The sequence below is a fragment of the Wolbachia endosymbiont (group B) of Pilophorus perplexus genome (genome assembly GCF_964028155.1).
Taxonomy (GTDB): Bacteria; Pseudomonadota; Alphaproteobacteria; order Rickettsiales; family Anaplasmataceae; genus Wolbachia.
Genome location: NZ_OZ034754.1, coordinates 1,459,907 through 1,471,882, shown reverse-complemented (window position 1 = coordinate 1,471,882; position 11,976 = coordinate 1,459,907). Strand labels below are relative to the sequence as shown.

13 protein-coding genes are annotated in these 11,976 nt (G+C 34.1%); 4 read left to right on the top strand and 9 right to left on the bottom strand.

Annotated features, from left to right (window positions below):
- Nucleotides 1-61: 61 nt before the first annotated feature.
- Entirely contained in the window at nucleotides 62-415 is a 354-nt protein-coding gene (locus ABWU28_RS07105; RefSeq protein ID WP_214303161.1) for a hypothetical protein, read from the top strand.
- Nucleotides 416-474: 59 nt separating this feature from the next.
- Nucleotides 475-942 carry a hypothetical protein gene (locus tag ABWU28_RS07100; RefSeq protein ID WP_262986272.1) on the top strand — a complete coding sequence of 156 codons (468 nt, stop codon included), beginning with the start codon at nucleotides 475-477 and terminating at the stop codon, nucleotides 940-942.
- Nucleotides 943-1,017: 75 nt separating this feature from the next.
- On the opposite strand, the gene ccmE is transcribed toward ABWU28_RS07100, so the two are convergent.
- From ccmE to ABWU28_RS07065, 7 genes are all read right to left on the bottom strand, one after another.
- A complete protein-coding gene (gene ccmE / locus ABWU28_RS07095) occupies nucleotides 1,018-1,410 on the bottom strand; it encodes a cytochrome c maturation protein CcmE (protein ID WP_012481969.1) in 393 nt (130 codons plus the stop codon).
- A 117-nt stretch (nucleotides 1,411-1,527) separates the two neighbouring features.
- On the bottom strand, nucleotides 1,528-2,364 hold the full coding sequence (locus tag ABWU28_RS07090) for a biotin--[acetyl-CoA-carboxylase] ligase (protein WP_264376672.1): 837 nt from the start codon (nucleotides 2,362-2,364) through the stop codon (nucleotides 1,528-1,530).
- Between the two features lie 4 nt (nucleotides 2,365-2,368).
- Complete coding sequence (locus ABWU28_RS07085) at nucleotides 2,369-3,754, bottom strand: NADH-quinone oxidoreductase subunit N (RefSeq protein ID WP_353275223.1); 1,386 nt, start codon at nucleotides 3,752-3,754, stop codon at nucleotides 2,369-2,371.
- Nucleotides 3,751-5,193, bottom strand: a complete 1,443-nt coding sequence (locus tag ABWU28_RS07080; protein ID WP_214303156.1) for a NuoM family protein — start codon at nucleotides 5,191-5,193, stop codon at nucleotides 3,751-3,753. The genes ABWU28_RS07085 and ABWU28_RS07080 overlap by 4 nt, the downstream gene beginning before the upstream one ends.
- 3 nt (nucleotides 5,194-5,196) lie before the next feature.
- Nucleotides 5,197-7,053: an NADH-quinone oxidoreductase subunit L gene (gene nuoL, locus ABWU28_RS07075; protein WP_052265006.1), complete on the bottom strand. Its 1,857-nt coding sequence runs from the start codon at nucleotides 7,051-7,053 to the stop codon at nucleotides 5,197-5,199.
- The gene (gene nuoK / locus ABWU28_RS07070) at nucleotides 7,050-7,358 is read right to left on the bottom strand and encodes an NADH-quinone oxidoreductase subunit NuoK (protein WP_006012916.1); all 309 of its coding nucleotides are present in this window, start codon (nucleotides 7,356-7,358) and stop codon (nucleotides 7,050-7,052) included. The genes nuoL and nuoK overlap by 4 nt, the downstream gene beginning before the upstream one ends.
- Nucleotides 7,349-7,936, bottom strand: a complete 588-nt coding sequence (locus ABWU28_RS07065) for an NADH-quinone oxidoreductase subunit J (protein WP_012481965.1) — start codon at nucleotides 7,934-7,936, stop codon at nucleotides 7,349-7,351. The genes nuoK and ABWU28_RS07065 overlap by 10 nt, the downstream gene beginning before the upstream one ends.
- A 186-nt stretch (nucleotides 7,937-8,122) precedes the next feature.
- On the opposite strand from ABWU28_RS07065, the gene ABWU28_RS07060 reads away from it, so the two are divergent.
- Both ABWU28_RS07060 and ABWU28_RS07055 read left to right on the top strand, forming a co-directional pair.
- Nucleotides 8,123-8,548 (top strand): hypothetical protein, encoded by a 426-nt coding sequence (locus tag ABWU28_RS07060; RefSeq protein WP_052265004.1) that lies wholly within the window; start codon nucleotides 8,123-8,125, stop codon nucleotides 8,546-8,548.
- Between the two features lie 113 nt (nucleotides 8,549-8,661).
- A complete protein-coding gene (locus tag ABWU28_RS07055) occupies nucleotides 8,662-10,575 on the top strand; it encodes an ATP-dependent helicase (protein ID WP_007302378.1) in 1,914 nt (637 codons plus the stop codon).
- A 42-nt stretch (nucleotides 10,576-10,617) separates the two neighbouring features.
- Here the strand turns inward: ABWU28_RS07055 and ABWU28_RS07050 are convergent, their stop codons facing one another.
- The gene (locus ABWU28_RS07050; RefSeq protein WP_007302377.1) at nucleotides 10,618-11,373 is read right to left on the bottom strand and encodes an alpha/beta hydrolase; all 756 of its coding nucleotides are present in this window, start codon (nucleotides 11,371-11,373) and stop codon (nucleotides 10,618-10,620) included.
- A 1-nt stretch (nucleotide 11,374) separates the two neighbouring features.
- The gene (locus tag ABWU28_RS07045; protein WP_007302376.1) at nucleotides 11,375-11,899 is read right to left on the bottom strand and encodes a c-type cytochrome; all 525 of its coding nucleotides are present in this window, start codon (nucleotides 11,897-11,899) and stop codon (nucleotides 11,375-11,377) included.
- Nucleotides 11,900-11,976 lie beyond the last annotated feature (77 nt).

The following is an 11,976-nucleotide window of genomic DNA, read 5'->3' as shown; positions in this document are numbered from 1 at the left end:
ACAGTGTGCATGTGAAACTAAAAAATAATTTAAACTTTAATAATTTATGGAGGTAATTTATATGAGTGAGAACTCGCAAAACCTTTTACAAAGTGCTAATAATGAAGAACAACTTATAAGCGCTCTTGGTCTTATTACACTTAAGACAGGTAGTGGTAAGGATATACAGGACTTTAAGAAAGCGGTTAGTGGTGATACTGTTAAAAAAGCATTTGATGAATTAGCTAATAATATTAATGAACAACTTATTAATAGGTTGAATAGTATGTTAAAAGAAGAGCAAGATAAAGTTGCAAGTTTGCAAGATATTATAGGCAACAAAAGTAAAGGGTTACAAAAAGATCTAGCAGATTTAACCGCTAAATTAAATGATATGTTACCTGAGGAGGCACCACCCTATTATGACATGTTGTAAAGTATAAGAAAGTAACAGCCTCATACCAGTCTGTATATGCCATTTCAATAGGAGCTAACATGAGTAACAACAGTAAACAAGAAAGCGAAAATAACTTTGAAGTAATAAACCAAATGAGCGATTTCAACTTTAAAGAAATAGACAATATAGAAGTTGAAGTTAAGCCCACAAACTTTGAGGACATTGCAGATAAAATTGCAACAATTCATTACGTCTATCAAGTTATGGATAAGTTAGTCTACGATTTAAATGAGAAGTTTGTTTCTGATTTGAATGCCTCACTTATGAACAACATAGCACAACTTCGAAAAGAGTCTCTTGATATAAACCAACGCTTGGCCAAAGGTTTATCTCATTTGAATGAGTTAATTCAACAGGATGGATTTATTGATAATAATAAAAACTATAGAACATGGGCAGAAGAACTTGATCACCTAAGGGGAGAAGTTGAAGGATTAAAAGCAGCAATAATTGACCATAATAACGTAGAATGGGAAGCACCAACTCACTCTGATATATTGTGGTAGTTAGGAAAGTAACAGCTTGCTAGCAGGCTGTTGCTTTCTTTCACATACCATTTCAATACAACTGAATTAGGAAATCTATTTTAGGACTTTCGGCTTATAGTTCTCATCATGTTTTGCAAACACCGTATCTGCAAGAAAGGTACCATTATCAAACATTTTACCTTGTACAACAACACCACTTTTTTCTGAAAACATTGGTGGAAGTATTCCCTGATATTTCACCATAACGCTCTTATTAAAATCTGTCATCTGAAAAATTACTTCGCTTTCGCTCCGTATCACGCTATTTTCAACAATCATTCCACCAACACGGATTGGCTTTTGATTATTTGGTAAAACTATTGCCTCACTTACTGTATAGAAAAATGAGATATTTTCTTTGAGCGTTGTTAAAATAAAAAAAACTGCACAACTTAAAAAGCAGAAAATTCCTGAAGTTATAAGTAATCGCTTATGTTTCTTCTTCATTGTTGCTTTTAAGACTTTCTAAGTTTTTTTTACTTTTTATATAGCAAGAAACGGTAAAAATCAAATTTCCACCAATCAGTATGAAACTAATAAGGTAAGCAAAAATTACATATATATTCATAATGCACTGCCAATAAATAACTCACCTGCATCAAAATAAATTAAGCTTCCATCCTTTTGCTGCAACACTAATTTACCACTTTTGTCTATATCAGCAAAAATTCCTTCATACAATTTGTCAACTAACTTTACACTGATTTGCTCATTCATTTTGAATGCTTTTTTTAACCACATTTCTCTTATAGCATGAAACCCATCAAATAGCCATTGCTTTCTTAGCTTATTAAAATTTATTATTAATTTTTTTAGCAGATCTATGTTAGACACAGATCCACCATAATTGCTAATGCACGTTGTTCCTGGAAGTAGTGCATGATTGACATTAATTCCAATTCCTATAATGAGCCAATTCGAATTGGATTTTTTTTCAAGCAATATTCCGCTTATTTTCTTGCCATCGATTAGAACATCATTTGGCCATTTATATTGAAGATTGAGATCGTTTATGAATGGATCTCTTGTCATCCCAGTGCTTTGACACTGGGATTCAGAAGAAAAAGTATGGATTCCAGTGTCACGCACTGGAATGACACCGCAGTGGGTTTGATTATTCAAGAAATTTAACGATAATAAAGTATTTCCAACAGCAAGAGCAGTCACAAAAGTCAATTCTGTCAATTTGCTGACATCCTTTTCTTGGTTAATTATCAAACTCGCATAGAGATTACCCTCTGGAGAAATCCAGCTTTTTCCAGTGCGTCCCCTGCCTTCTGTTTGTTTATCAGCAATAATGACAGTTTCATTTGATATCCCTTTCTCAATTAAACCCAATGCTTCTTTATTAGTACTTGGAACTTCTTTGTAATGATAAATACGAAAACCTTCAAGGATCACCTTGTCAGCCCTTTAGTTTAATGAGTGAGTCAAGATCTTCTACATACAAGAAAAGAACGAGATTGATCAGTGAAGCCACTGAAGTGATAATGAATAGACTCTTAGAATAAGCAACCTTATTACCACTAGCTTTATCAAAATACATAACTTTCATGATATTTAAATAATAGTAGCATGATATCACACTCGATATTACAAGGATCAAAGACAGGCTGATAAAGCCAGAATTTATTAAACTTTTGAATATAAAAAATTTAGCGATAAAACCTGCAAGTGGAGGTATTCCCGACATCGAGAGTAATAGTATAGAAAGATGGAATGCTAAAATTGGTTGCTTTTTTCCTATACCAGATAAATTTGCAATATCACAATCATCATCGTCAATTTGTACGAGATATGAGAATAGCCCTATGCTTGTGATGATATATATCACCAGATACATTAAGGCACTATCTGTTCCTGCTTGTGTAAAAATAGAAAGTGAAGCAAATATAAAACCAATGTGACCAATTGAACTGTAAGCAAGCAGCCTTTTTAAGTTTTGCTGACGCAAGGCCCCAAAAGCTGAGATAAGCACAGACAATGCTGAAAAGTATAAGAAAATAGGCTGAACATAACTTTTTACATTTACTAACTCTTCATTCATCAGTCGCATTAAAAATGTTACAAGTGCAGCTTTTGGGGCCGTAGAAAAAAACGCAGTTACTATGGTAGGTGCACCTTGATAGACATCTGGAGCCCACATATGAAAAGGAGCAATAGCAAGCTTGAAACACAAACCAATAAGGATAAAAACTAACCCAAAAACTATTCCATAAGTTATCTGATGGTTTTGCAAGAATGAACCGAGCTCAGAGAAATTGACTTGTCCTGTATATCCATAAAGCAGCGACATTCCATACAGCATAATGCAGGAAGATAGTGCACTAAGTGTAAAATATTTCACTCCTGCTTCACATGAATAAGCTGAATCTTTATTAAAGCTCGCAAGAACATACAAAGATATACTCATCAACTCAAAAGCTAAATAAAAAGAAATCAGACTATTTGCTGAAACCAAAGTTATCATGCCAAATAGCGCAAAAAGAATCAGTATTGAAAATTCATATTTATAGTCATATTTTGATAAATTCATCATCAAAAGTATTAAAATTCCTGTGCTGAGAATTAACCCTTGGGCTGACCTGATGTATAAATTGAGTTTTAACAACGAATTAAAGAGAAAAATTTCATTGTTTTCTGCCGAAATAATTAAAATAATCAAAGTTACCACTGTGCAGCCAAGTGCTAATAAGTTGATAGTTCGGCGGTTAAATATAATTCCAAGTAGTAGCAACACTAACGAGGAGATAATAGAGAACGTTTCCGGCAATATCTGTATATAATTCATAGCGCATTATATTTGACTAACAAATTTGCCATACATGGCTTCAAATAATTCAGTGCAAGGGTTGGGTAGAATCCAAGCAAAATAACAAACACTGCAAGCAGAATTAAGACAGAAAATTCTATGCTATCCAAGCGATTATTTAATAATTTAGAATAGCTAACCCCCCATATTATTTGCTTACATAAATTCAGCATATAAACTGCGCTTAAAATAGTGCCAAGTGCGATAAATCCTGTAAAAAACCCTATGCTCTTAAACATTCCAACCATAGCCAAAAACTCACCTATGAATCCAGATGTTCCAGGTAGCCCTATTGAAGCCATTGAAAATAAAATGAACATAAAACCAAATTTTGGCATTGTGTTTACTATGCCAAAATACTTTGCAATCTCCAAAGTTCCAGTTCGAGTATATAGCATTCCAACACACAAAAATAAAGCAGCAGAAATAAGGCCATGACTAATCATTTGAAATATGCTACCCAGTACTCCTTCCTCACAAAATGAAAAGAGGCCAGCGGTAACGATCCCCATATGTGCTATTGAAGAATAAGCTATTAACTTCTTTATATCATCTTGAGCAAACGCAACTAGAGAAGCATATATCACCGCAATAATGCTCAGCACAACAACGAAATTTGAAAAATACAAACTTGCCTGAGGAAGCATTGGAATAGAAAACCTTAAAAATCCATATCCCCCCATTTTAATAAGCAAGCCAGCTAAAATCACAGATCCAGAAGTTGGTGATTGCACATGCGCATCAGGAAGCCAAGTGTGAAATGGAAACATAGGTACTTTTATTGCAAAAGAAATAAAAAATGTAATCCACAGCAATGACTGCACTTCAAGATCAAGGCTTGGCACTAATGTAGCTAATTTTTGTATATTAAACGTCCCAAAAGTACTATAGATATACACCAATCCAAGCAGAAATAATAATGAGCCAGTTAATGTATAAAGAAATAACTTAAACGTCGCATATATCCTTTGCTTCCCTCCCCAAATGCCAATAATAAAGAACATTGGTATTAAAACAGCTTCAAAAAACACATAAAAGCTTATAGCATTCAGTGAAACGAAAAAACCGACTACAAAACTCTCAAGCAGTAGAAATAATGCCATATAGGCTTTTAGGGTCGTATAACTCATTTTGCAGTTATAGAGTATACAAATTACAAACAAGAAAGTTGTAAGCAGAAGGAAAAGCAACGATATACCATCTATCCCTATTCCTACATTCTTGATTGGATAGCTGACAAACTGAAAGTCCGCATTGTTATAATCAAATTCTATACAAGCTACAATGCTAAGCAAAAATGGAAGTATAGCAAAAAATAGGGCAAGGAATTTTAGGTGTATAGATTGATGATTAATCCTGATCGAGGATAAAATCAACGCTCCTATCAGTGGAAGCAAGAATATACTAAGTAACAACACCTTCTATTTAATTCCAATAATATATAAAGCACCGATTATTAAAGTAACAAACATAATAAATGCATAATCAAATATATAACCAGTTTGTAACTTTATAGAACTTTTTGAACATTCATTAACCAACCTTACAACACCATTTGGTCCAAATGAATCAATAGCCTTAACATCAAACTTCCATAGAAGCCTAGATATAAACCTTATCGGTGCAATTATAACAAACTCATACACCTCATCAAAGTACCATTTATTCTGCAAAAACTTAAGTAAAAATTTACTCTTAATTTGCCTAATTACTTGATATTGGTAAATTAGGCACGCAAGTGCTATTCCACTTAGGCTTGCTAAGGTTGGCAGTAGTTTTATAAAGAAATTATGAACTCCATGCTCATCAATCATCACTAAACTTGATTTCCAAAACGCATTACTAGTTATGTTCAAAATATTTGCTCCCCATATTCCAGAAAATACTGATCCAAAAGCGAGTATCAGTAATGGTATAAGCATAATCTTTGGTGCCTCATGTATATTAATTTTACTTTGTTTTTGGCTGTGGAACACAAGAAGCAATAACCTCCAAGAGTAAAACGCTGTGAAGAATGCAACAACTAAGCTTATTACAAAAGCAAAGCTATCCGTGCTATAAGCATGTTCAATTATCAAATCCTTTGAGTAAAAACCTGCAAATGGAAATATTCCAGAAAGCGCAAGAGATCCAATCCACATGAGAGTATAAGTGCAAGGGATTTTCTTCCAGCAATTTCCCATTTTCTGAATGTTTTGCTCATGATGCATTGCATGAATCACATTGCCAGCACCAAGAAATAGTAGAGCTTTAAAAAAAGCGTGTGTCATTAAATGAAAAATAGCAACATTGTAAGCAGAAAGCCCACATGCCATGAACATATAACCAAGTTGACTGCAGGTTGAATAAGCAATTATTTTTTTTATATCGTTCTGAGTAATCGCAACCGTAGCTGCAAAGAAAGCAGTAAGTGCCCCAACAATAACTATTAATTCTCGTGCCACATTTGATAGCTCAAATAATGGAGAACATTTTGCTACTAAAAATATACCTGCTGTTACCATCGTTGCTGCGTGAATGAGTGCAGAAACAGGGGTTGGCCCTTCCATTGCATCTGGCAACCAAACATGTAAACCAAGCTGTGCAGATTTACCCATACAGCCAATAAAAAGTAATATGCATATTATATGAGTTACTTTGAATTCACAGCAGAATGCCCTAATGTTCTGCGTGCCAAGAAGATCAGTTGTGTCAAAAACTTCAGTAAAATTCAAAGAGTGAAATGTATAATAAATAAGAAAGGTTCCAATCAATAGTGCAAAGTCTCCTACCCTATTCACAACAAATGCTTTAATTGCTGCATTATTTGCAGAATATTTTTGGAACCAAAATCCTATGAGTAAATAAGAACATAGGCCAACCCCTTCCCAGCCAAAAAAAAGCTGCACGAAATTATCGCTTACAACCAGCACAATCATGCAAAACGTAAATAGCGATAGGTAAGAAAAAAACCTCGACTTCCCCTTATCATGCTCCATATAACCGATAGAGTAGAGATGTACTACCAGTGAAACGGTGGTAATAACAATAAGCATTAAGGATGAGAGAGCATCCACACTAATTGCCCAATTTACTTTTAATACACTTAATGAAAATAAAGGAAATAAACTCAAGTGATAATTTTCAGAGAAGGTGAGAAAAACATACCAAGATAAAACTGCAGATATTCCAATCCCTGCCGTTGTAACTAACTGACTAAAAACACCTCTTCTAAAAAGTGCTGCAAACAGCGAACCAAAGAGTGGCAAAAATACTATTAATTTCAGTATATCCATCATTCTTTCATTAAATTTGCTTGTTCAACATCTATATTGCCACGGCTTCTATAATATACAACCAATATTGCAAGCCCAACTCCTGACTCTGCTGCCGCAACAGTCAACACAAACATCACAAAAATTTGCCCAACTATATCATTCATAAAGGCAGAAAAAGCAACTAAGTTGATATTAATTGCCAGCAATAATATTTCTATTGATAACAATATATTGATTATGCTCTTACGGTTGATGAAAATACCGCACACTCCAATAGTGAACAAAACAGCAGCAACTATCAAAAAGTGATTTAATCCTATTTCCATTCTACTCCTTTTCCAAATTTAGCCTTAACTAATTTTACAGATGAAGATTGTGTCAATTGCTTTAATACATTCTGTTTTTTAACTCCTTTTTTCTTGTCCTGCAAAGTAAGAGCAATTGCACCGACAATTGCAACAAGCAGCAGAATACCAGAAAGATGAAAAGCGTACATGTAGTCGGTATACAGCAAATTACCAATAGCTTTCACATTATTGGTATTATAGTTTATAACATTGCTTATATTCGGTGCTGAGCTGCGGATTACAAAGCTGATGACTAGAAAAAACACAACACACAACATAGCACCAAGAGTGCAATGCTTTGCAAAACCCTGGCGCAACCTTATGTAGTCAATATCGAGCATCATAACTACAAAGAGGAACAACACCGCAACCGCACCGATGTATACTATCATCACCATCATAGCAATGAACTCAGCTCCAAGGAGAATGAAAAGAACTGCAGAGTTAACGAAGGTGAAAATTAAAAATAATACTGCATGCACAGGATTTCTTACACTAATTACGCATACAGCAGATAAAATGCTGAGAATTGCAAAAAAATAAAAGAAAAAAGGCATCGATACTTTAACTGCAACAATAGTTACTAACTTAAGGTAATTGTTGCTGTAAAGTCAATACTATATTAAAGATTTGAAAATATCGTACTACAAGCTTCAACTCCTCAGTAATGCAATAAACACTCTTGACAATCTTGATTTATTAATATATAATGTATGTATATTAATAGTCAGCGGTAGCTCAAAATGTACAACATATTTGGTTACTTCAAAAGCAACAATAGTTCTAACGCACAAAATAGCAGATTAAATGGAGAAGGTTATCAATACACCACAAGAGACTATATGACAATTTACTTTAATAACACATTAGCAAGTTTCAGTAGATCATTGATAGAATTTAAAGAAAAAGCATATGGTTTTATATATGATATTGGAGCTTGGTTGAAAGCAACATATGAAAATTTCACTGAACGAGCTGAAATTCATAACTTCTATGTTCCAGAAAAACTTCCTATTAAAGCTGAGGAAATAAAGATGAAGGAACTGAATCGTAAGCCTAAGCCATTTCAAACTCCACCTATTCATCAAACAAGCAGAAGTTTTGATGCCAATATCTCAAATCAAGTTGTTGTTACTCACCATACACTTGAAGCTACCCCAACAAGATAGATCTACGCTTAAATATCTAGTACTTGAATGAGTTGAATGTTATGTTCAATAAGACCTTTACAATATTTGGATCATAGGTTTAACTTTATAAAGTTATAATCTATAGAGCTTCAATGAACGATTATCTCTCACTGTTAAATCCAGAACAGCAATTAGCTGTAACTAACATAAATGGGCCAGTTTTGATACTGGCAGGAGCCGGAACCGGAAAAACAAGAACGATTACTTCAAGAATAGCACACATAATTAGAAACGGTCACGCTTATTCTGATGAGATATTAGCAGTTACATTTACAAATAAAGCAGCAAATGAGATGGTATCAAGGGTACTTGAGCTAACGGGCACAAACATACCATGGCTTGGCACTTTCCATGCAATTGCAGCAAAAATTTTGCGCATGCACGCAGAAATTGTGGGCTTAAACCCCAATTTTACAATCATTGGTGTGGATGACCAATTACAGGTAATAAAAAATATTATCAATGAAATAAATCCTGATTACCTATCAGAAAAATATAAGACCATTATGAATATTATTCAGCAATGGAAAGAGAAGTGCTTATTGCCGTCTGAAGTGGAAGATGTTCAATCATTTAGGCCAGTTTACGTAACTGCACTTAAAGTCTATTACCAGTATCAGGAAAGGTTAAAATTCCTTAACTCTGTTGATTTTGGTGACTTATTGTTATATAACATACAACTTTTTAATAAAAAGACCGAGGTTCTGTCCTACTACCAAAACAAGTTTAAGTATGTCATGGTAGATGAGTATCAAGATACAAATGCAATACAATATCTTTGGCTAAAATACCTTGCAAAAGAGCATTCAAATATTTGCTGTGTAGGAGATGATGACCAGTCGATATACAGTTGGCGTGGTGCAGAAGTTGAAAATATTTTGAAATTTTCCGATGATTTTAAAAATGCAAAAACCGTTAAACTGGAGTGTAACTACAGGTCAACATCCCACATAATTGCAACTGCATCATATGTGATCAATCACAATAAGACTCGCTTAGAAAAAAAATTGTGGACAACAAACATTGAAGGCGAAAAGGTAAATCTAATCAAATTGTGGGACGGAAAGGCTGAAGCAAGGTTCATAAGCGAACAGATATTAAAACTCAATAAATACAGATTTAGTGATATTGCAGTGCTCGTCAGGGCTACTTTTCAAACTAGAGTTCTCGAAGAGTATTTTATAAAATATTCAATTCCCTATAAGATTATAAGTGGCGTAAAATTCTACGAACGTCAAGAAGTAAGGGATATAATTGCATATTTGAGGCTTGTTACAAATAATAATGATGATCTCGCTTTTGAAAGGATCGTAAATCGTCCAAAAAGAAGCATAGGAGCTACAACTCTAAAGAAAATATACACGACTGCTCAGGATAACAAAATTTCTTTTTTTGAGGCAGCAAAAATATTGGTTAATAGTGATCAAGTAACCGAAAGAATTAAACTCTCACTAAATGATTTTTTAAATAAAATTAAAGCTTGGGAAGAAATAGTAAGCGTAAAACCACTGCATGAATTTGTTAAAATCGTAGCAAATCAATCAGGATATATGGAAATGCTTGAGAATGAAGGAGTGACGGGTTTAGCGCGAATAGAAAATGTTAAAGAGCTCATTTCATCTTTGAAGAATTTTGACAGCACTATAACCTTCTTGGAGCATATTAGTTTGGTGATGGAAGTGGATAATATGAATAGCGATGACACTGTATATGTTATGACTCTTCATGCGGCTAAAGGGCTTGAATTCCCGTGCGTGTTTTTACCTGGTTGGGAAGAAGGATTATTTCCTCATCAAAGATCTTTTGAAGATAAAAGTGGTAAAGCTTTGGAAGAAGAGAGAAGACTTGCATATGTTGGCATAACTAGAGCAAAAGAAAGGTTGATCATTTCATGTGCAGATAGGAGGGAAATTAATAATCAGTGGCAACCAATGAGCACTTCTCGATTTATTAAAGAATTGCCAAGAGAAAATGTTGAGGTGATCAAGAATAGTGCCTACTGTTGAAGCTATAACTGCAGCTCTTACGACAAACACATCTGAATTACTTCAATTATATATTTCTCCTGGCAAAAATTCTCTGATGGTCTTAAATAAAATTTTCAGTGAATGATTATCAGACATGTTGTGTTCTGCTGATTTTATTAAGTGTACTTCAACGTCTGTTGACTTAATTTTTTCAGCTAAATTCAATGAAGTTTGATAAGGAACATCTTTATCATTAATGCTATGCAATAAGCGCACAGGACAGTTTATATCTATTGCTTCTCTGTTTAAAAGAAGGTTCTTTCTACCGTCTTCGATCAGATTTTTAGTTATTTTGTATGCACAATGCTCCGAAGTAAAATCTATTACACCTTTAGAACCTAGTTCTTCTTTTTGCTTGCCTGACAATTGCTTGAATATCAAATCTTCAGTAAAATCAGGAGCAGACGATATGCCGATTAATGCTGCAATTTTTTCTGGAAATTGAAGAGCAGTGAGCAGCATCAGCCATCCTCCCATACTTGAACCTATAATTATTTGTTTATTGCTAGTTAATTCACTTATCACTTTAGCACAATTTTTTTGCCAATCACTTATTGTATAATCAGCAAAATCACCGCTTGAATTACCATGGCCAAAATAATCAAAGAGCACAAGTGCTATATCATTTTCTTGGCAAAATTTGTAAACGGCAGTTGCTTTAGTTCCATCCATATTGGATGCAAAACCACTAAAAAAAACTATAGAAGCCTTCTTTCCTTGTAGCTTTCGATATGCTATATGGCCATTACTTCCATCGAGTAATTTACAATAATTCATACTACTTTGGCAAGGCAACCGGACTATCGCTCATCGAACGCAAATAGCTGACTAGATCTGCAATCTCTTGTGGATTGGAAATGCCTGCAAATGCCATACGTGTACCTTTTATGTAGGCTTTTGGATTTTTTAAAAAAGCAAATAACTCCTCATACTCCCATTTCCCACCTTTTTCAAGTAGTGCTTTTGAGTAATTGAATGAGCTGCCAAGATGGGCCTTTTTATTTCCAACCACGTTCCATAAGTTTGGCCCCACTTTATTCATTCCACCTTTCTCAAAACTATGACAAGCTATACATTTTTTTGCTGCTGACTTGCCTTTTTCAAAGCTAGCATTCTGCATGAGCTCTCCAATATCAAGTGCCACTTGTTCAATCTTTTGTTGAGGCTCATTGCTGGCTGCTACTATTGTTTGGTGTTCAATTTTATAATCCTCTGGGTTGTAGAGCATATCAACTACATTACTAACTATCATAATTATTAATCCAGAAAGTAAAATCGATGCTGCAATCTTATTAAGCTCCATAGTTAATTCTTATCAAGTAATGTTACTTAAATTATGCAAATATTTTCGCAAACAGTAAACAATTACCTTTATTTCAC

What these genes read in the sequence shown, in the direction of transcription:
- ABWU28_RS07105 (WP_214303161.1), top strand. Translation starts at nt 62, where the DNA reads ATGAGTGAGAACTCGCAAAACCTTTTACAAAGTGCTAATAATGAAGAA.
- ABWU28_RS07100 (WP_262986272.1), top strand. Translation starts at nt 475, where the DNA reads ATGAGTAACAACAGTAAACAAGAAAGCGAAAATAACTTTGAAGTAATA.
- ccmE (WP_012481969.1), bottom strand. Translation starts at nt 1,410, where the DNA reads ATGAAGAAGAAACATAAGCGATTACTTATAACTTCAGGAATTTTCTGC.
- ABWU28_RS07085 (WP_353275223.1), bottom strand. Translation starts at nt 3,754, where the DNA reads ATGAATTATATACAGATATTGCCGGAAACGTTCTCTATTATCTCCTCG.
- nuoL (WP_052265006.1), bottom strand. Translation starts at nt 7,053, where the DNA reads ATGATGGATATACTGAAATTAATAGTATTTTTGCCACTCTTTGGTTCG.
- nuoK (WP_006012916.1), bottom strand. Translation starts at nt 7,358, where the DNA reads ATGGAAATAGGATTAAATCACTTTTTGATAGTTGCTGCTGTTTTGTTC.
- ABWU28_RS07065 (WP_012481965.1), bottom strand. Translation starts at nt 7,936, where the DNA reads ATGCCTTTTTTCTTTTATTTTTTTGCAATTCTCAGCATTTTATCTGCT.
- ABWU28_RS07060 (WP_052265004.1), top strand. Translation starts at nt 8,123, where the DNA reads ATGTACAACATATTTGGTTACTTCAAAAGCAACAATAGTTCTAACGCA.
- ABWU28_RS07055 (WP_007302378.1), top strand. Translation starts at nt 8,662, where the DNA reads ATGAACGATTATCTCTCACTGTTAAATCCAGAACAGCAATTAGCTGTA.
- ABWU28_RS07050 (WP_007302377.1), bottom strand. Translation starts at nt 11,373, where the DNA reads ATGAATTATTGTAAATTACTCGATGGAAGTAATGGCCATATAGCATAT.
- ABWU28_RS07045 (WP_007302376.1), bottom strand. Translation starts at nt 11,899, where the DNA reads ATGGAGCTTAATAAGATTGCAGCATCGATTTTACTTTCTGGATTAATA.